Annotated in this window: 24 protein-coding genes; 17 read left to right on the plus strand and 7 right to left on the minus strand. The window is 43.2% G+C overall.

Annotation, left to right across the window (positions count from 1 at the left end; all coding sequences use genetic code 11):
* The first annotated feature begins 25 nt into the window (after nucleotides 1-25).
* The 6 genes from AC6F33_RS03850 (at nucleotide 26) to AC6F33_RS03875 (ending at nucleotide 5094) form a co-directional block, all read left to right on the plus strand.
* Nucleotides 26-448 (plus strand): PTS sugar transporter subunit IIA, encoded by a 423-nt coding sequence (locus AC6F33_RS03850; protein ID WP_255749537.1) that lies wholly within the window; start codon nucleotides 26-28, stop codon nucleotides 446-448.
* A gap of 48 nt (nucleotides 449-496) precedes the next feature.
* A complete protein-coding gene (locus tag AC6F33_RS03855) occupies nucleotides 497-988 on the plus strand; it encodes a PTS sugar transporter subunit IIB (RefSeq protein ID WP_500777759.1) in 492 nt (163 codons plus the stop codon).
* Between the two features lie 21 nt (nucleotides 989-1009).
* Nucleotides 1010-1840, plus strand: coding sequence for a PTS mannose/fructose/sorbose/N-acetylgalactosamine transporter subunit IIC (locus AC6F33_RS03860; RefSeq protein WP_255749539.1), 831 nt, complete (start codon nucleotides 1010-1012; stop codon nucleotides 1838-1840).
* Entirely contained in the window at nucleotides 1833-2654 is an 822-nt protein-coding gene (locus tag AC6F33_RS03865; protein WP_255749540.1) for a PTS system mannose/fructose/sorbose family transporter subunit IID, read from the plus strand. Before AC6F33_RS03860 ends, AC6F33_RS03865 begins: the two co-directional genes overlap by 8 nt.
* Before the next feature lie 35 nt (nucleotides 2655-2689).
* Nucleotides 2690-4369, plus strand: coding sequence for a glycoside hydrolase family 13 protein (locus AC6F33_RS03870; RefSeq protein ID WP_304654940.1), 1680 nt, complete (start codon nucleotides 2690-2692; stop codon nucleotides 4367-4369).
* Between the two features lie 437 nt (nucleotides 4370-4806).
* Nucleotides 4807-5094 carry an NUDIX domain-containing protein gene (locus AC6F33_RS03875; protein WP_480952895.1) on the plus strand — a complete coding sequence of 96 codons (288 nt, stop codon included), beginning with the start codon at nucleotides 4807-4809 and terminating at the stop codon, nucleotides 5092-5094.
* Here the strand turns inward: AC6F33_RS03875 and AC6F33_RS03880 are convergent.
* Complete coding sequence (locus AC6F33_RS03880) at nucleotides 5067-5975, minus strand: LysR family transcriptional regulator (protein ID WP_500777760.1); 909 nt, start codon at nucleotides 5973-5975, stop codon at nucleotides 5067-5069. The genes AC6F33_RS03875 and AC6F33_RS03880 overlap by 28 nt on opposite strands.
* A gap of 119 nt (nucleotides 5976-6094) precedes the next feature.
* Between AC6F33_RS03880 and AC6F33_RS03885 the strand changes: the two genes are divergently transcribed.
* Nucleotides 6095-6994: an APC family permease gene (locus AC6F33_RS03885; RefSeq protein ID WP_500777761.1), complete on the plus strand. Its 900-nt coding sequence runs from the start codon at nucleotides 6095-6097 to the stop codon at nucleotides 6992-6994.
* 75 nt (nucleotides 6995-7069) lie between these two features.
* Nucleotides 7070-7342 (plus strand): hypothetical protein, encoded by a 273-nt coding sequence (locus tag AC6F33_RS03890; RefSeq protein WP_500777762.1) that lies wholly within the window; start codon nucleotides 7070-7072, stop codon nucleotides 7340-7342.
* 88 nt (nucleotides 7343-7430) lie between these two features.
* Here the strand turns inward: AC6F33_RS03890 and AC6F33_RS03895 are convergent, their stop codons facing one another.
* Genes AC6F33_RS03895 through AC6F33_RS03910 form a run of 4 tightly spaced genes read right to left on the minus strand, consistent with a single transcriptional unit; the run spans nucleotide 7431 to nucleotide 10075 of the window.
* Nucleotides 7431-8234: an arsenite methyltransferase gene (locus tag AC6F33_RS03895; RefSeq protein ID WP_255749543.1), complete on the minus strand. Its 804-nt coding sequence runs from the start codon at nucleotides 8232-8234 to the stop codon at nucleotides 7431-7433.
* 23 nt (nucleotides 8235-8257) lie between these two features.
* Nucleotides 8258-8677 carry an arsenate reductase (thioredoxin) gene (arsC, locus tag AC6F33_RS03900; RefSeq protein ID WP_255749544.1) on the minus strand — a complete coding sequence of 140 codons (420 nt, stop codon included), beginning with the start codon at nucleotides 8675-8677 and terminating at the stop codon, nucleotides 8258-8260.
* Nucleotides 8678-8693: 16 nt separating this feature from the next.
* Nucleotides 8694-9734, minus strand: a complete 1041-nt coding sequence (arsB, locus tag AC6F33_RS03905; RefSeq protein WP_255749545.1) for an ACR3 family arsenite efflux transporter — start codon at nucleotides 9732-9734, stop codon at nucleotides 8694-8696.
* Nucleotides 9731-10075: an ArsR/SmtB family transcription factor gene (locus AC6F33_RS03910; RefSeq protein ID WP_255749546.1), complete on the minus strand. Its 345-nt coding sequence runs from the start codon at nucleotides 10073-10075 to the stop codon at nucleotides 9731-9733. Before AC6F33_RS03910 ends, arsB begins: the two co-directional genes overlap by 4 nt.
* 242 nt (nucleotides 10076-10317) lie before the next feature.
* On the opposite strand from AC6F33_RS03910, the gene AC6F33_RS03915 reads away from it, so the two are divergent.
* The 6 genes from AC6F33_RS03915 (at nucleotide 10318) to AC6F33_RS03940 (ending at nucleotide 14525) form a co-directional block, all read left to right on the plus strand.
* The gene (locus tag AC6F33_RS03915) at nucleotides 10318-10683 is read left to right on the plus strand and encodes a GntR family transcriptional regulator (RefSeq protein ID WP_255749547.1); all 366 of its coding nucleotides are present in this window, start codon (nucleotides 10318-10320) and stop codon (nucleotides 10681-10683) included.
* Between the two features lie 20 nt (nucleotides 10684-10703).
* Nucleotides 10704-11585, plus strand: coding sequence for an ATP-binding cassette domain-containing protein (locus tag AC6F33_RS03920; protein ID WP_255749548.1), 882 nt, complete (start codon nucleotides 10704-10706; stop codon nucleotides 11583-11585).
* Nucleotides 11582-12301, plus strand: coding sequence for a hypothetical protein (locus tag AC6F33_RS03925; RefSeq protein WP_255749549.1), 720 nt, complete (start codon nucleotides 11582-11584; stop codon nucleotides 12299-12301). Before AC6F33_RS03920 ends, AC6F33_RS03925 begins: the two co-directional genes overlap by 4 nt.
* Before the next feature lie 49 nt (nucleotides 12302-12350).
* Nucleotides 12351-12809 carry a GNAT family N-acetyltransferase gene (locus tag AC6F33_RS03930; RefSeq protein WP_255749550.1) on the plus strand — a complete coding sequence of 153 codons (459 nt, stop codon included), beginning with the start codon at nucleotides 12351-12353 and terminating at the stop codon, nucleotides 12807-12809.
* A gap of 143 nt (nucleotides 12810-12952) precedes the next feature.
* On the plus strand, nucleotides 12953-13567 hold the full coding sequence (locus AC6F33_RS03935; RefSeq protein ID WP_500777763.1) for a cation efflux transmembrane domain-containing protein: 615 nt from the start codon (nucleotides 12953-12955) through the stop codon (nucleotides 13565-13567).
* Nucleotides 13568-13652: 85 nt separating this feature from the next.
* On the plus strand, nucleotides 13653-14525 hold the full coding sequence (locus AC6F33_RS03940) for an aminoglycoside phosphotransferase family protein (RefSeq protein ID WP_500777764.1): 873 nt from the start codon (nucleotides 13653-13655) through the stop codon (nucleotides 14523-14525).
* An 84-nt stretch (nucleotides 14526-14609) separates the two neighbouring features.
* Here the strand turns inward: AC6F33_RS03940 and AC6F33_RS03945 are convergent, their stop codons facing one another.
* Nucleotides 14610-15077, minus strand: a complete 468-nt coding sequence (locus tag AC6F33_RS03945; RefSeq protein WP_500777765.1) for an Rgg family transcriptional regulator — start codon at nucleotides 15075-15077, stop codon at nucleotides 14610-14612.
* A 15-nt stretch (nucleotides 15078-15092) separates the two neighbouring features.
* On the minus strand, nucleotides 15093-15512 hold the full coding sequence (locus AC6F33_RS03950) for a helix-turn-helix domain-containing protein (RefSeq protein ID WP_500777766.1): 420 nt from the start codon (nucleotides 15510-15512) through the stop codon (nucleotides 15093-15095).
* A gap of 179 nt (nucleotides 15513-15691) precedes the next feature.
* Between AC6F33_RS03950 and AC6F33_RS03955 the strand changes: the two genes are divergently transcribed.
* The 3 genes from AC6F33_RS03955 (at nucleotide 15692) to AC6F33_RS03965 (ending at nucleotide 18448) form a co-directional block, all read left to right on the plus strand.
* Nucleotides 15692-16009 (plus strand): hypothetical protein, encoded by a 318-nt coding sequence (locus AC6F33_RS03955; RefSeq protein WP_500777767.1) that lies wholly within the window; start codon nucleotides 15692-15694, stop codon nucleotides 16007-16009.
* Between the two features lie 563 nt (nucleotides 16010-16572).
* Complete coding sequence (locus tag AC6F33_RS03960; RefSeq protein ID WP_480947767.1) at nucleotides 16573-16788, plus strand: AbrB/MazE/SpoVT family DNA-binding domain-containing protein; 216 nt, start codon at nucleotides 16573-16575, stop codon at nucleotides 16786-16788.
* A 226-nt stretch (nucleotides 16789-17014) separates the two neighbouring features.
* Nucleotides 17015-18448, plus strand: a complete 1434-nt coding sequence (locus AC6F33_RS03965) for a transposase (protein WP_255749378.1) — start codon at nucleotides 17015-17017, stop codon at nucleotides 18446-18448.
* The last annotated feature ends 777 nt before the right edge of the window (nucleotides 18449-19225 follow it).

Consider the following 19225-nt stretch of genomic DNA (forward strand, 5'->3'; position numbering starts at 1 on the left):
AAAAGAGAAGGCGAGGTGGAAAGAAATGAAAAAGATATTAGTAGCAACTCATGGGCAATTTGCCGACGGAGTAAAAAGCAGCCTGTCAATCTTAGTCGGTAAAACGGATTCGATTACTTTTCTAAACGCTTACGTAAACAAAGAAGATGTGGATGAAACGATTGACCGATTTTTCGCAGATGCTGCAGAAGATGATGAATTGATCATTTTCACCGATTTGCTTGGCGGTAGTGTCAATCAGAAAGTAACGCTGCGTGCACAGAAGCATCATGCATTTATCATTGCAGGATTTAACCTGCCGATTATTTTGGAAGTACTGCTTGCATCCGCGCCGATAACCAAGGAACTTTTAAACCAAAAACTTGAAGAATGCAGGAAAGCAATGGTTCTTGTTGAACCGGAAAAACTGGCAACGGTTGAAGATTCGGAAGAAGATTTCTTAAGCTGAGACAGCAGGCTAAACGGAGCTTTAAAAATAAGAATGGAGCTGATTTAAATGATCGTAGCACTAAGAGTGGACGAACGGCTGATTCATGGACAGATCGCGATGACTTGGTCGAAGGAACTGAAAATTAAAGGAATCGTCGTGCCGAATGATGAAGCAGCGGCCAACGAAATGCAGAAGATGGCATTGAAAATGGCGGTTCCAAGTGACATCAAAGTGTTAATTAAACCGGTAAACGAAGCCATCAAGGTACTTAATAATCCGAAGGCAGCGGCTATGCGCATGCTGGTTCTTGTAAAAACAATCAAAGACGCATTGACCATTGTTCAGAACGTACCGGATATTCAATATGTAAATATTGGAAACGTCGGCAAATCTGTAAGCGGTGACAAAACGGAACTCAGCAGCTTTGTTCTCTTGACAGACGAAGAAATCGAAAATCTAAAGAAACTTGTTGAACTCGAACCGAAGACCGCATTGCAGGTTGTTCCTTCAGCGGAAAAGAAATTGGCTGTGGATGTATTGGCACAGTTAAAAAAATAACAGAAACTAGGTGATGAAAAAATGTTATACGAAGCAATTATTGTTTCATTGATTGTTATTGCCACAGTCGGCGGTGCTGAATTACTTGGTATGACCATGTTGAACCGTCCAATCGTAATCGGTCCCTTAGTCGGTCTTGCACTTGGTGATATTCAATCCGGCGTGCTCATTGGCGCGTCTCTCGAGGCTGTTTTCATGGGCGTTGTCAATATCGGCGGTGCCAGTGCTGCTGAACCAGGTCTTGCAACCGCAGTTGGTACTGCATTTGCCATTACATTGGGCGGAGGCGCGGGGGTTGCCCTGCCGCTTGCGATTCCAATCGGTATTCTTGGCCTGCAAGTGAAAACGCTTTTATATGTAGGTGTCATTGGCTTCTTTGCCCCGGTGTTCGATCGCTTGGCGGCAGAGGGCAAGGAACGAAAAATTGTACTCTTGCATTATGGAGCATGGGTCTTGCAGTGGGGCCTCTACGGACTGCTGCCATTCATAGGTATCCTTGCGGGATCCGATGCAATCAACGCTTTTGTTAAAGCGATCCCTCAAGTAATTATGAACGGCTTGAACATCTGCGGCGGGCTGCTTCCGGCAGTCGGCATGGCGATGCTGCTGAAGCTGCTCTGGGATAAGAAAATCTATGCATTCTTTTTCCTTGGATTTATCCTGGTTGCTTATTTGAAATTGCCGCTCGTTGCGCTGGCTGTTCTTGGCGCCATTATTGCGGTAACCATTGCACAACGGGACTATCAATTAAGTCAATTGACGAAAAAAATGAATGCTGCTCCTGCCACAGCTGCTCCTGCAGGAAATGCGGGCCAAATGGATACAGAAGAGGAGGACTTCTTTGATGAGTAAAATGACGAACGTCTCCAAAGATGAGAAAAAGATGCTGCGTAAAATGTTCTGGCGCGCGTTTACGCTGTACACAGCCGTAACGCCGGCAAAACAAGGTGCTTCCGGTTTTTGCTACTCAATGATGCCATTTATCGATCATTTTTATAAAGATGCGAAACAAAAGAAAGATGCACTTGTTCGTCACATGGCTTACTTCAATACAACGATTCCATTGTCCACATTTATCATGGGTATTGCGGCGTCAATGGAAAAAGAGAATAGCAAAAATAAAGATTTTGACGCAAACTCAATCAACGCGATTAAGTCGAGCTTGATGGGCCCGCTTGCTGGTATCGGTGATTCGTTCTTCTGGGGCGTACTGCGTGTCATTGCCGCCGGAATCGCAGTCAGCATGGGCCAGTCGGGTAATATTCTGGCACCGATTGTTTTCCTTTTGATTTTCAATATCCCGACAATTTTGGTACGCTATTATGGAACGTTCCTTGGTTACACCCTAGGTTCAACCTATATTGAAAAGATATACCAGAGTGGTTTGATTCACATTTTGACGAAGGCAGCAAGTATTGTTGGACTCATCATGGTCGGCGGGATGACAAGTCAGATGGTCAAATTTACGACAACGATTTCCATGAGCATGAAGGGCGAGTCGGTGCTTAAGTTGCAAGGCATGCTTGATCAAATCTTTGTTGGCATTGTTCCGCTCGGAATTACACTGCTCTGTTTCTATCTGCTGAATAAAAAAGTCAGCATCAATTACTTGATCTTCGGCGTAATCGGATTAAGTATCCTATTATCTGTATTCCATATTGCTTAATGGCACGGGAAAGACAGCATGAAAGGGGAAAAACGATGAGTGAATGGTGGAAAGACGCGGTCATCTATCAAGTCTATCCGCGAAGCTTCAAGGACAGCAACGGCGACGGTTGGGGCGATTTGAATGGAATTATTAAGAAACTCGATTATTTAAAAAAACTTGGCATCGATGCGCTTTGGATCAGTCCCGTTTACGATTCGCCGCAGGATGACAATGGCTACGATATTCGCGACTATCGCAAGATCTATGATCGGTTCGGGTCAAATGCGGACATGGAGCATTTGATTGCCGAAGCGCATCAGCGCGGGATTAAGATCATTATGGATCTAGTCGCAAATCACACTTCGGATGAGCATTACTGGTTTCAGGAAAGTAAGAAATCCAAGGATAATCCATACAGTGACTATTACATTTGGAAGGATCCGAAGCCGGACGGAAGCGCGCCGAATAATTGGGGCTCACATTTCGGTGGATCCGCCTGGGAGTATGAACCGGAACGCGGTCAATATTACCTGCACTTTTACACGAAAAAACAGCCTGATTTGAACTGGGAAAATGAAAAGGTGCGTCAGGAAATCTATGATTTGATGCAGTTCTGGGTGGATAAAGGTGTCGACGGATGGCGTATGGATGTGATTGCTGAAATCTCTAAATATACCGATTTCCCTGATTATCCACCGCAGCCTGGAAAAGAATTTATTGTCGGATCAATGCATCAAAACGGACCGCGCCTGCATGAATTTATTCAAGAAATGAATCGCAAGGTGCTCGCGCCGAACGACAGTATGACGGTCGGCGAAGCACCAGGGTCAAATGCTGAGCTTGCCAAGCTGTTTACCGATCCTGAGCGTAAAGAACTGAATATGATCTTTACATTTGAACACGTCGAACTTGACCGTGTGAAAGGATCGCCTAACCGCAAGTGGGCACTTCGACCATTTGAATTCACAGAGTTAAAGAAGGTGCTTTCCGACTGGCAGGACACCTTACGCGGCTGTGGTTGGAATGCACTGTATTTTGAAAATCATGACCGTCCGCGCATTATTTCACGGTGGGGCAATGACACGAATTACCGCAAGGAATGTGCCAAGGCGTTCGCAACCGTTCTGCATGGTATGCAAGGTACACCTTATGTCTATCAAGGCGAGGAAATCGGTATGGTGAATGCCCATTACGCTCTTGATGAATATGATGATGTGGAAATCAAGAACGCCTATAAAGAATACGTTCTAAAAAATAAATCGATCTCAGAGGAAGACTTTAAGAAAGCGGTCTGGCAGGTCAGTCGCGACAATGCACGCACCCCGATGCAGTGGGATGCAGGAGCTGAAGCGGGATTCACGACCGGCAAGCCATTGTTCAAAGTGAATCCGCGCTATCCGGAGATTAATGTGGCGGAAGCGCTCGACGATCCGGATTCCATTTTCTACTATTATAAGAAACTGATTGACCTGCGGCACAAGGAACCGATTCTGAGAGAGGGAACCTATCAGCTTTATCTTGCCGATGATCCGAACCTGTTTGTTTACGAGCGCACTTATGGTGATGAAAAATGGCTGGTGGTTGCCAACTTCTCAGAGGAGAACACAGATGCTGCTCCACTTTCTCAATTCCTTTACGATCAATGGGAACCTGTGATTGGAAACTATCCATCCGTTGATCCGCACCAACCGCTGAGACCTTATGAAGCCTACATTATTCGCAAAGTGAAGTAAACTTGCATTTCCGCCATACTTGATTCGTTTATGAATCGGGTATGGTTTTTTTATGGGCAAATTTCTGGAGGATTATGGCTTTCATAGAGTTCATGTTTTATTGCCATTTTTGAATAGAAGACGGAAGAGGCGCAATATCGTATCAATTGAAAAAACACTAATAATATTAAGAAAGCTGAATTGAAGAGAAGAAGTTAGACCGAATCCAGGGAAAGCTAGACCGAATCTAGTGAGAATTAGACCGAAAAGTAGAGGTTAGGCCGAACCGATGGAAAGTCAGACCGAACCTGTGAAAAATTAGACTGAACGCTCGAAAAGTTGAACCAAATCTTCCTTTGTTGCGCAGTACGTCTTAACTTTGCGCTAAGGTAAGCTCCACACACAACAAAAAAAGGATCAGGCACAATTTTCCCAATCCGCTCTGATCCATTAAAATTATTCAGGTTGCCACTCGCGAAATTGAGGAAGAAACGGGTCTGAAGCTTGCCAATCTGAAGCTGTTCAACGTTTATTCGGGGTCACCTTTGTATGAAGCGGAAAATGGTGATCAGTACTATACAGTTACGACGATATACAAAACGACCGATTATAGCGGCGATTTGAAAAGTGATGCCGTCGAATCGGAAACGTTTGAATTCCGAGCTTTCGACCAACTGCCTGAGCGGTTGTTTCCGGAACACCGAAAAATTTTACACGATTATTTCGATGGATGTACCGAAGCTTGAGCTTTTCCATACATAGCAAGGGCTGAGTCAGTAAAAAAGCGCATGTTTCCAGTGAGCACTTTGTCTTTATGCCAAGCGATATACGTGGAAATCGATTTTGGGGCTGCCTGCCAATTGAGTTTGGTAAGCAGTCCCTTTTCAATCTCTGCGTGAACGGTGATCTCAGGCAAAAAGGCCAGACCAATCCCGGCGAGGGCACATTGTTTGATGGCCTCAACCGTAACAAATTCCATTACGGTCTCAGGGATAATTTCGTGTTTTTCGAAGGCGTTCTCTAGGGAGTTGCGATAAGAACAGCCTTTAGACGTTAGTAAAAAGGTTTCACCATTGAGATCTTCATCTGTAATTAGCGGATGTCTGCATATCGACTTTTCTGATGCGGCAACCAGCACCATTTTCTCGTCAATTAGATCTTCTTCAGTCATTAAAGGTGAAGGATGATGCGTACCCATCATCCAGCCTAAATCAATACTGCCGTCCATGATCGCTTCACGAACTTCCGAGTCAAAATTAACGGGTTTCACAATCAGCTGTGCTTTCGGATCATACTGCTTATACTTTTTCAGCAGCTGTGGAAGCCGATAGGTGCACTGACTTTCCGTAACGCCAATCGTCAATGTTGGCGGGGTATTCATCAGTTTTTCTTCTGCATCATGGGTGAGCTGCACCATCTGATCAGCATAAATTTTGAACTGCCGGCCGGCTTCTGTCAACCGAATTTTCTTACCCAATCGTTCAAATAGAGGCTGCCCGAGTTCGCGTTCCAATGCCTGAATCTGAGCAGTGACGCTGGATTGAGCAAAGTGCAGGTGACGCGCGGTTAATGTGAAATTAAGATTTTCTGCGGCAATTTTGAATGTCAAAAGCTGCTTTGTATCCATGATTTAGTCTCCTTATCGAATATATCGATTGATTAATACAAAATAATCAGCTTTTCCGATTGATAATTTCATTTTATGATGAGGAGGCTAGAAAAACAAGTATTGAAAGAAGGTTGAACATGAAGACCATTCGTTTGCCACAGGCAATTGCTTTATATATTGGGGCCGTTCTTGGTGCAGGGATTCTTCTTATACCAGGGCTGGCTGCTCAAGTTGCAGGTCCTGCATCACTAATTGATTGGGGATTACTCTTGATTTTGGTTCTCCCGCTGGCCCTTTGTATGGCCTATTTATCTAAAAAACATCCAAATTCCGGCGGTGTCTCTTATTTTGTTACGGAGGCTTTCGGTCATCGTACGGGACAGGTGATTGGCTGGTTTTTCCTAATGTCGGTTCCAATCGGGGCACCGGTAACCGCCATCACAGGAGCTGCTTATTTAAGCACGGCGTTAAGGCTACCAGAATCGGTAACCATTGCCTTGGCCGGTTTGGTTTTACTTTTGGCTGTACTGATCAACTATCGGGGAATGCAAATTGCGGGAAAAGTGCAGGTCGCGGTCATTGCCATGATCCTCGTCATTTTGACGGTTACCTTGGCGGGGGCATTGCCGCATGTACGGGTGAGCCATTTTCAACCATTCATGCCAAACGGTCCATGGAGTATTGGACATGCATCAACGCTGCTTTTTTGGTGTTTTATTGGCTGGGAAGCAATCACCAATTATTCAACGGAGTTCGTGAATCCGGAAAAAGATGTGCATCGTGCGACGATCATATCCGCACTCATCTTAGGCGGTCTTTATTTCATGACCGCATTCGTTATCGTTGGCACAGGAAGTTATCATGTGCAAGGACAGGCAGCCTTGGTTATTGTTTCGGAGCAAGTGTTTGGTCGAGGTGGTGCGATTATTATTGGCGTGGCAGCTTTGTTGATCTGCCTGGCGACGGTCATCGCCTATATCGGCTCTGCAGCACGAATGGCCTGCGCGATGGCAAAAGAAGGGACGGCGCCGCGGTAGCTCAATAAACAGTCGAAAAAGTTTCAGACCCCAACCAGCGGACTGCTTTTTTTAGCGGCGTGTTTTCTCATCGTCATGACTGCTTATTCCATTGGCCTGATCTCACTGACAAAATTGATTCAATTGCCCAACGCGACTTTTCTGCTTAATTACATGGGCGGGTGCGCGGCAGGATTAATTCTTTTCAGAAAGGAGAAGAAAAAATTTCTCATCAGCCTCGTTGCGTTGCTTGCCACGCTTTTCATGTTCTTTTTTGTTGGATCTGCTATTCTTTATCCACTCATTATTTGTGTGTTCATAGCGGGACAAAGGATGGTTCGCGTGCTAAGAAAAAAACGTTATGAATGATGCTTGCCATTCAGACGCGTGATTTCCAATAATGAAAAAGAATCCTTAGGATCATATGATCTCGGATTCTCATTTTTTGCATATGCGATTATTTTACTGCTTGAATGGTTGATGAGACGATATACTTTTCAATGCCAACCCCTGGAAGCCATTCTTTAATGAATGATTTTGATTCATCCTTGGGCTTAATTTCAATTTGTGCGAAGCCGCTTTGCTCGAGCATGTGCTGTAGATCATTAATGGAAGAAGCGCCGGAAACACATCCGGAATAAGATACATCCAAATCGTTTTTAATTTTTTCCGGCAGCTCGGCGGTCAGAACAACGTCGGAAATGGCCAACCGGCCGCCTTTCTTCAGGACGCGGTACGCTTCTTTGAACACTTGCGGCTTGTCGGGGGAGAGGTTGATGACGCAATTGGACAGAATCACATCTATGGATTGATCGGCGACCGGTAAATGCTCGATTTCGCCTAAACGAAAATCAACGTTTGAAAAGGATCCTTTTTCCGCGTTTGCTCTTGCTCGGCTAATCATTTCCGGCGTCATATCCACGCCGATGACCGTTCCATTGTCGCCGACTTGCCGGGCGGCAAGAAAGCAGTCGAATCCGCCGCCGCTGCCTAAATCCAGTACGCATTCGCCGGGTTTCAGTGACGCGATTGCTTGAGGATTGCCGCAGCCTAATCCAAGATTCGCGCCATCAGGTACAGCGTTTAATTCATCTGTTGAATAGCCGAGCTGCTCGGAAACATCATTTTTGTTTTCTTGTGTCGCGCAGCAGCCGACATCAGGGGAAGAGCATCCGCAAGATGATGCCGACACGTCTTGCAGAGCGATTTGTTTGTAACGGTTGCGGACATTTTGTCTAATTTGATCTTTTGATAGTGCCATGAAAACCATTCCTTTTTATTGGATTATTTTTCTTCTTCAGCGAATGCTTTTATTTTATTTGCAATGCCGTCTCGAACGTTTTGGAAGACGCTCCAGATTTCTTCAGGAGTTCCCTGCGCTTTGGCCGGGTCGTCAAATCCCCAATGTTCTCTTCTTACCTGCGGCGGAGTCATCGGGCATCGATCCTCCGCATCGCCGCATAGTGTGACGACAAGGTATGCGCGGTTGAGCAGATCGGGATCAATAAGCTTGGATTCATGGTTGGAAATATCGACGCCGACTTCTTTCATGACGGCAACTGCGTTTAGATTTAAGCCGTGTGCTTCGATTCCTGCCGATCGAACCTCGTAATCATCACTTAAATACTTTTTTCCGAATCCTTCAGCCATTTGGCTGCGGCAGGAGTTGCCGGTGCAGAGAAAATAAATCAACTTCTTTTCCATTTCGTGAACCACCTTTTTACGCCTTATCCTGGCGATTGAATGGATTTCTAAGTCGCAGAGCAACGTTGACGAGTGCAATCATGACCGGAACTTCAACGAGTGGGCCAATAACTGCAGCAAATGCCTCGCCCGATTGAATGCCGAAGATTCCGACGCTTGTGGCAATGGCAAGTTCAAAATTATTGCTCGCTGCGGTAAAGCTAAGCGCGGATGTTTTTCCGTAATCAGCACCCGCTTTTCTCGCCAAAAAGAACGAGATGAAGAACATGATCACAAAGTAGATCAGCAGTGGTACGGCGATTCTAATGACGTCAAGAGGCAGCTGGATGATCATGTCGCCTTTGATTGAGAACATAATGATGATTGTGAAAAGCAAAGCAATCAGAGCAAGCGGACTGATCCGCGGACAAAAAACAGCTTCATACCATGCCTTTCCTTTTATCTTGACGAAAATAAGCCGAGTCAGCATGCCGGCAAGGAAAGGAATACCTAGATAAATCAACACACTCTGCGCAATATCCAGCATAGTGATCGGGATGCGAAGGCTGTCTAATCCCAACCATCCCGGTAATAAAGTAACAAAAAAATAGGCAAATACAGAGTAGAACAGAATTTGAAAAATAGAATTAAATGCGACCAATCCGGCAGTGTATTCACGATTTCCTTGAGCAAGATCATTCCAGACAATGACCATGGCAATGCATCTCGCAAGACCGATCATAATCAACCCGGTCATATAGGCCGGATAGCCATGGAGAAAGATGACTGCCAAAAGAAACATGAGAACAGGACCGATCAGCCAGTTCTGCACCAAAGACAAGATCAAGATTTTTACATCTTTAAAGACCATCCCCAATTCTTCATAACGAACTTTTGCCAAAGGCGGGTAAAGCATCACAATTAAACCGATAGCGATCGGAATGGATGTTGTTCCGACTTGCAAACGATTTAACGTACGTACAAATGATGGAATCAAATAACTGAGCAAGACTCCCAAAATCATTGCCGAAAAGATCCATACGGTTAAGTAGCGATCAAGAAAGGACAGCTTTTTCATTTTAATGGCTCCAATGGAATGCTCATGCCGGCTTTTTGACAATCGCATGTTTTTGCCTTCAGCGACGGCAGTGCCTGGATAATCTCTGATACATAGCTTGGGAGCTGGTCATTAAGACGGTAATAGACCCAAGTTCCCTGCTTGCGCTCGTTGATTAAACCGGCCGCACGCATTTTCTTCAAATGCTGACTGATTGCCGGTTGCGATAAATCAAATAAATCGACAAACTCGCAGACACATCGTTCACCATTTTTTAAGAAGGCGAGCATTTTCAACCGAGTCTTATCACCGACAATCTTGAGCAAATCGGACATGGATTCAATCTCTTTTTCATCATTCATATATTTATCCTCACTTATATAATAATATAATTATATTAGTATGCACTTATGTTCAAGTCAAATCAAAACACTCAACGAAAGTAATCAGAGCCGTCACGGAGTGTAGGATGTCAATTTTTTATGAATAGTAAATTCAAATCGGCTTTTTGCTCCTCGATTTGATCGCTTACTTTTATTGACATAGAATAGATTATCTTATATAGTTAGCTACATAAGTAATTAACCGATTGGGTGGTGAACCGATGCGTGAACCAATGAATGATGGTCGGCCTATTTTTGTACAGATTGCTGAACACATTGAAAACGAAATTCTTGAGGGATCACTTGAGGAATTAGGCCAAGTCCCTTCAACCAATCAATTTGCTACTTTCTACAAAATTAATCCGGCAACAGCAGCAAAAGGAGTGAATCTGCTCGTGAATGAAGGCATTCTTTATAAAAAAAGAGGGATCGGCATGTTTGTTGCCGAGCATGCGCGTGAAAAATTGATCGAGAAACGCAAAAAAACCTTTTTCAATGACTATGTGGCTGCCATGCTTCACGAAGCAGAAAAACTGCAGATAGAAAAAGAAACATTAATTCAGATGATTGAAGACGGACAAAAGTGATTGAAGCAAAGGAGGATATTATGACAACTGAAATTAAAGCCGATCATGTGTCGCTGCGGTTAGGAAATCACAATGTTTTATCGGACATCTCATTTCAATTAAAGGGAGATAAAATATACGGCTTGCTTGGAAGAAATGGAGCAGGCAAGACATCGTTGTTGTCACTGCTCGCCTCTTTTCGTGAACCAACGGAGGGAACGATTCGAATTAACGATGAGATGCCCTTTGAGAATGATCGAGTGATGAATCAAGTTAATTTTGTCTATGCAAAAGATCAGAGTAATGAGACGGAAACAGTAAAAGGAATGCTCGAATTTGCCGAACGCTATCGTCCGAATTGGAATGCCGAGTATGCATTAAAGCTTGTGAAGCGATTTAAATTGCCATTGGATCAAAAGGTCGACGCGTTGTCCAAAGGAAAACAGTCGGCACTGGATGTGGTGATTGGTCTTGCTTCGCGTACATCGGTCACGATTTTCGATGAGGCATACTTAGGCATGGATGCTCCGGCGCGGTCAGTATTTTATGAAGAACTGATCAAGGATTATGCTGAACACCCACGTTGCATGATTTTGTCGACGCATTTGATTTCTGAAGTAGCCTCTCTCATAGAAGAAGTGATGATTATTGATTGTGGCAAACTGCTCCTCCATGAATCGGTCGACACGCTCATGAGCCATGGACTTAGTGTTACAGGACCGGCTGAAAAGGTGGACCAATTGACAAGTGGTCTTCACCTATTGAAACAGCAACAATTGGGGAGAACGAAATCGGTGATGATTTATGGGCAGCTAGAGAGCGGACGACGAGCAGAATTTGAGTCAGCAGGATTTGAGCTTGGTCCGATCGGATTGCAGGAATTGTTTATTTATTTAACGGAACATGAGGGGGATGAAGAATGAGCGGATTCATGAATCACGTCACTCGAAAAGTCGCTGTGGATATTTTTTGGAGGCTATCGACTTGGATGGCTTGGTGTCTTCCTTTTTATATCGGTTTTTTCATTATCGAGCATTTTGTGCCGCAAATTCAGATTGACCTTAACTTTTTTGACGGCACAATACAGTCGGCAAAAGTTTACATGCTTGTTGTGGGGATCATCCTTGCACTTTCGGTGCCCGGCGCGTACATCAGAAATGGGGTAACTAGGAAAAATATGTTCAACGGCGTGTTTATCGGCATGTCTTGCACGGTAGGTGTTCTGTCACTAGTGGTACAGATTCTTTATGGTCTTTCATTATGGATCTTCGGCAATGAATTTGGGCAATCTAATGGTTTATCACAGATTTATCATAATCAGTTTCTATCTCTGTTTCTTATCTTTTTCTTGCTTTGCGTGATCTACTTTGCGATCGGATGGTTGATCGGCCTGGCATTTTCACGGTACGGCTTTTTGTCTGGTATGTTTTCCATTGCCTTATCAATCGTTCTGGTCGGTTTGTCCGAATATTTTTGGAATTCCTATATGAAGCTTCCTTGGCGGTTGGATTTACTTATGAGCTGGCTACCTGATACACAGATTTTATTTGTTACAGGGTTTGTCGGCAGTGCAGTGATTCTTGCCCTGCTCATTGCTTTGCTCCATATGATGATTAGACGCATGCCAATCAAGCCCTAACAAAGCAAATCATAGGACTTACAATCTCAATATAAGTGAGGTGTATGTTATGGATCTCATATACAAAAATTTTCTTCAACCAACACCCCAACACTACCAGCTGCTTCTCGATGCTGATCCATCAAAGAAGCTCATTGACGCTTATTTACCGCAAAGCATCTGTATTGAAGCATATACGCAAAGAGAAATGGCAGGTGTTGTCATTTTGTTGCCGACAAGACCAGAAACCATTGAAATCGTTAATATTGCGGTAGTGCCTGAACAACGTAATAAAGGGATCGGACAGGCACTGATTGAACATTCGATTCAATGTGCCAAGGAGCGACATTATCAAATTATTGAGATTGGAACGGGAAGTACAAGTTTTGGTCAGCTTTATTTATACCAGAAATGCGGGTTTCGGATGGTTTCCATTGATACCGATTTCTTTGTTAAGCATTATAGCGAGCCAATTATTGAAAACAAACTAATTCTTAAGGATATGGTTCGTTTGCGGTTAAATTTATAAAACAAGTTCTTGTGGCTATGTTTGGAAATCGTCCTCTATAATAGACTTTAAATAAGTTTTCCTATAATGATTGATTTATAGAGAGAATGGATCGCATCGCGTCAATTTTATATAGTGCTTTGTTTCAGAGGAGGAAAACAACCGTGAACACGAATGATGTGCGTTTAATTAATAGAGGGATTCAAATTGAAAGCTTTTCTATTGCATGGATGGCGGTCGAATTCATGATTGCGTTATGGTCAGGCATGATGGCACACTCTTTGCTGCTGGTTGCTTTGGGACTAGACAGTCTGATTGAATTAATCTCCGGAGCGTTTCTGCTCTGGCGGCTGCAGACGGAAAAGAATCAATCCGGCGAGGAAAAAGTTGCTCATGCGGAGCGGATTTCTTCGTATGTGGTCGGCGCCGCCTTAATGCTGCTCGCACTCTACGTTGTCCTGTCGTCCATTTATCGTTTGGTCACGCGACAGACTGCGGAAACGAGTGTGCTAGGAATTGCTCTGGTTATCGGCTCGTGCGCGCTGATGCCGGTGCTGATGATTGCCAAAAAGCGGATCGGTCATGCCATTGGCAGTGATGCCTTGATTGAAGACGGCATGTGCAATCTGGTCTGCGCTTATATGGCGTTTACCGTTTTGATTGGTGCGGGATTTACCGCACTATTCAATTGGTGGTGGGCTGATTCCGTGGCGGCATTGATTCTTGTTTTCTTCATTGTCAGTGAAGGATGGGAGGCACTCCATCCCGATGAGGAGTGAGCTCATGTGAGAAACCGCGGATCGGTGGTCATTGCGTAATAGCGGAAAAAATTTATTCTTTTGTAGAAAAAGAGGATGAGTGTTTGTGAGAAAAGAAGAAATGATCCGTTTTGTCCGAAGCGCTGTGCCGAAGCTGCCCATTGCTACGAGTGAAGTAAAGACGAACGGTTGGGACAATGACATTTTGATCATAAACAAACAGCAGGTTTTCCGCTTCCCGAAAACAGATCAGATTACTGACCAAATTAAGAATGAATGCGAGCTTTTAGAGCAACTTGCACGAAAGAATCCTGTTCTGCAAATTCCACGATACAAAATGATTTATGAAGGAGATGTGCTCAAAGCGGTCACCTATCCTTTTTTGAGTGGAGAATCGTTGAATGAACATCCATTTGATTTAAGGAAGAACCCGGAAAATGCTCAATTACTAGGCGATTTTCTCACGAAGCTGCATCAAATCAAGGGGAGTCATTTGTCTTCAATTCATACTTTTTGCTATTGGCAATCGTTATTTGAATCGCTTAGAAAAAAGGTATTCACACAGTTACACGGCGAAGAACAACAGGCAATCGAAGAGGTGTTCACTTATTTTTTGAACAAATACCCAGCATTCAGCTATAAAAAGGTGTCGATTCATGGTGATCTTTCAGCGTCTAACATCCTTTTTGACAGAGCTGAAAATCGAATCAGCGGGATCATCGATTTCACAGATGCACAAATGGGTGATCCGGCCTTTGATTTTGCCGGAATCTACTGGAATTATGGTCCTGAGTATACGAGAAAAGTACTTTCTTTCTATCATATAGATGAGTCAATTGAAGCGATGTTCGATCGCATAAGTACATTTTATGGACTACAGCCGGTATTTCATGAGCTGCTCCATTCCGTCAAAAAAAATGAAGCGTTTGATCGGAAACTATTGACGCGATTTATGAGTTTAAAGCAATTGGTATTGTAAAAAGGGAAAGAGTCTTGTGTATTCGTTTGGAACTGAATTGGTTAGGTGTTCGGCGAGGTGCTTGTCTTTCGGAACAAATGGTGATTACACGAGATGGGCCTCAAAGTTAATGCCACATTCCTTAATGTCTCCAATCTTTTTCTTGACTTCGTCTTTCAATTTTTCTGATAGTTGATTTTTACCGAGAGATTCATTAATCAGTATAGCTTTGTCGATTAGCGTGATTCCTTGTTGAGCGTTTCCCAAATGAATTAAAATTTCCCCTTTTCTACACAGAGATATAGTTGTAAAATCTATTCTTTGTATGGATAAGCTTTCTTCTAATGCCTTTTCAACGCGATCTAATGCTTCAGTATATCTATTTTGATTAATCAATAACAATCCACTATTTAGTAGAAATGCAATACGGAGAGTCATGTATTCTCTAGAATCAGCTGATATCTCGCGCAGCTTTTCTAATGCGATACGGGTAATAGATATCTGTGTTTCCATTGGGAAAATGTAGAGAATAGTGTTGATTAATCTTAATTCGAGTGAGTACCAGCAATCCATCTTCGAGAGTCTTTCTCAGACTAACTTAGCCAAGTGTCGTGCTTTTTCATCATTTCCCTCTTGGATAAATAGGAGCGATTGACAAATTAATTGAATATCTTGAATAACAGGATCCTCCGTGTACCTTAAAAATTGTACACATTCCCTTTTAAGCGCAACAATTTTATCTAATTCAATCGTGGTGGAAATACGTGAGAATGCTTTAATAATCTGCTTTTTTGGGTCAATATTATTCTTTTCGCTCAATAAAACGAATTCATCGTAGGATATATCAAGGCGGTTTAGTATATAGAAGAAATGATCAATGGTTGGTGTCACCTTTGAAGCTTCAATTTTAGAATAAGTAGATTGTGATAATTGGTCACCGGATATATCTTTTTGAGTAAGGTTCTTAGACTGCCGTATTTTCTTTAATATTGACCCAACAGGAGTCATGTACATCCCCCCCCCTTAAATCTAATTATGAACATATTCATATTTTAGAAAATAATCAAACATTAGTATTATAATAGCAAATAATATGTCTCTTGTGAAAAGGAGCGGGCAAAATTAGCTGTTGAAAATCGTGTTGATTAGGCACTATGCGCAGACTTTAAAAACTAAGAGGCGGTTAAATGTTCAGATTATTGAAAACCCATAAGGATTTATTTTATTTGATGATCTCAGTGATCATCTCACAATTAGGTACGTGGTTTACCTATATGCTTATGATTGTTGCTGTATATAATGAAACAAAAGATGTTTTAACAACTATGATTTTGACCGCAGCCGAAATGATTGCCGGGTTAATTGGGGGACAACTTGCAGGGGTGTTTGTTGAAAATAGAGAGTCCAAGGATATACTGATCAGCAGGATTAACCATTATGCTGTGCGGCTTACTGATCGCACTAGCGGGATTATTATTGATTGTCAATCTATCATTAACCCGTAAATATAAGAAGCAGGTGATACAGGAAAATGAGGTGCAGTAAACGGATGGATTTATGTAATAAAGAAGATGATTATCCAATTAATAGCTGCCAAATTATGCTAGAATAAGATCATGATAAGAACGGCTAAAGAGCGGCGCACACCTTTTGTTTCTGTGTTCCTTGTCTGTGTAGACGACGGAGACGGAGGAGGTGCGATTCTTTTTCATGAGTACGATTATGGCTGTCATTGGCATTCTGAGCTTGCTCTTTATAGGTGGCTCATTCTTGCTAAACCTGCTTGATCATATCTCTAAGGAAAAGAAATAATCCGCTCTGAGCCGACCAGCCGGTAACGGATTATCCTTGAGATATGAAGTTAAAAGGTGATGCGTTGCTCTTAAAGCAACTTCTTATCTAAAGCAGCGTTGATGTTCCAGCATCAATGTTGCCTTTTTCATTATACGTAAATTAGATAGATTTTATGCTTTCATGAAATCCACTATCATACTTTTATAATAATTACACCAGTGACTTTAGTCAATGGGAAGAGCCAGTTAAAGAGAAAGGACAAGGGGGAATTCGCATGACGATCAAAGTTCAAATGTGGGGAAACAGTCTTGCCGTCCGTTTGCCTGGGTCCATCGCAGAATCTGCGGGTATTGAAAAAGGGACTGAACTTGAATTTTTAATTAAGGGTAAAGACATTATTCTAAAATCATTAAAATCCGCTCCGTCTCTTGATCAACTGCTTTCCAGAATCACACCTGAAAATCGTCATGAAGAAATAGATCTTGGTTAAGTAGGAAATGAATTGTTGTAATGACGTATGTTCCTGAACATGGTGATCTTTTTTTTTAACTTCACCTTTCAGCTGGAGAGTGAAAAGTTCTGTGTAAATAAAACAAAAGGATAACCCTTAAATGGGATTTTATGGTATCCTCTAATTCACCACAAATAGAGAGGAAAAATCGCCAAGGGTTATCGTTCTTCTAGTTTATCCTGTTCCTTCGCGATTGACTAGTGCCATGTTAAAATTTATCGATTCTATACTTCTGTTATTCCGTTCTTGTTTCCATAGATTCGCCGCATTCAAATGGTTTGTTGTGATCATTACCGGTTTGATGATTCGCTCCGATTCTCTTGGGGTCACTTCCGTGATTCGTGACTTGACCCTCAATCCTAGAGGTTATGAATCGATGATTCATTTTTTTCGCTCCTCTGCTTGGTCACTGGATGATTTACGTCAGAAATGGCTGCACATTGTGCTCCAGTTTGCGCCACTTAAGCGTGAAGGAGAAGCCGTGATTCTCGTTGGCGATGGGGTCAAACAGGCGAAAGAAGCGCGACACATGCCGGGCGTAAAGAAGCTTTATCAAGAGTCCGAGGATGTGTCCAAATCTGCTTTCATCTTTGGTCATCTCTGGGGCGCCGTCGGCGTCCTGATGGGAACCACAGGCAAAGTCCTTTGCCTACCTCTATTCCTTAACCTTCAAGACGGGGTCAAAAGCATCTTTAGCTGGGAGGACGGTCACAAAGCGTGTGACGATTCGCATGTGGTTCAGATGATCGATCAAGGCTATGCCGCAGCTAAAGTTCTGGGGCATGCGCTGTTTCTCCTTGATCGTTATTTTTTATCGGTGCCGGCGCTTCAACGACTCGATCTGCGGAATCAGGAAGGGACGGTGAAACTGGATCTGGTAACCCGAGCCAAAGCTTCCGCAGCGGCCTATGAGTATCCCGTTCAAACGGGGCGAAGGGGGCGGCCAAGAAAGAAAGGGGCGAAGGTCAAGCTGAACACCCTGTTTGCTTCCCGAAGCGACGCGTTTCAGGCGGTCACACTTCCGTTGTATGGTAAAGAAGAACCCGTGTCGTATCTCTGTCGGGATCTGCTTTGGGGTACGGGGATGTATCACGAACTGCGCTTTGTACTGGTTAAGATGTGCGGGCGGCAGGACATTCTGGTAAGCACGGATCTGACCTTGTCTCCCGAAGCGATCATACGTCTCTATGCTCGGCGTTTTACCATCGAAACCACCTTTCGGACAATGAAACAGTCCTTGGGAGCCTTCACGTATCATTTTTGGAGTCGATCCATGCCGAAACTGAAACGTTACCTTAAAAAGGATGAATCTCAGCCGGTGGATCAGGTGGTCGACCGGAACGCCCGGAAACAAATCCTACAAGCGGTGAACGCCATGGAAGGATACATGATGTGCAGTTGTATCGCGCTGGGACTTCTTCAGATGGTGGCCTTACGCTACTCAAAGAGAGTGCCACAACTGTTTTTTCGTTATTTGCGCACGCCATCGAAAGGTATTGTCTCTGAAGCGACCGTTATGGTCTATTTGCGCCGTTCGATTTTTTGCCTGTTTGCCCGAAACCCACGTTTAACCATAACGCAAATAATTCGAGAAAAGCAGGAAACACCTGAAGTACAGGACGAATTACGAATTTCTTAGCAGCTTAGAACTTTTGACTGTCGAGACCTTTCAGAAGGAGCAGTCAAAATATATATAAGGTATAAATTTTCTAAAGAGATGCAATTAAGAGAAAGCTGGTATTCAAAATAACAATAAGGAGAAGATCTGAGAAAATGGATCTTTTATCATTTTGGGGTTCGCCCCCCTTTTTATATATTTGTGGAATAATAATTATCATTTGGCTGGTATCATTTATTAAAAAGATGATATCCATTTTTAAAAGCAAAGATTGATTATACTTTGAAAAAATTGTAATGAAGCGTCAGAGTTGAAAAGAAGGCATCTAAACTAGTAACGAACGGGACAAAAGTTGTAACAAAGCCTCTCAAAATTGTAACAAAAAATCGGAATCGTATTGTTCAACACAAAAAAGTTGAATCGTATGCTCTTGCATCTTGAATTTGAACTGTCTATACTAATCCTATTGATAAATTATGCGATGATGAGAAGAAGTAAGCAGCCGGATTCTCCGCAGAGAGCTTCGTAACTGGTGAGAGAAGCAGAATCCCAAGCTGAAAAATGGCCTCTGAGCATCCATACCGATCCGCGGCATTTGCGGTTAGGCTATGGTCGGGCGGAAACCCGGTTAACAAAACCCGAGTATCGAGCAGACGCTCCGTACTCGCCTGAGATCAGTGATGCGAATGGCTGATAAATTAAGGTGGTACCGCGTGGACACAAGTCCTCGTCCTTATACATGATGAATGTATGAGGTCGGGGGCTTTTTTGTTTTTCTTAAAAAAGGAGTGAGGAAAT

The organism is Sporolactobacillus sp. BBK16-2 (assembly GCF_059878335.1).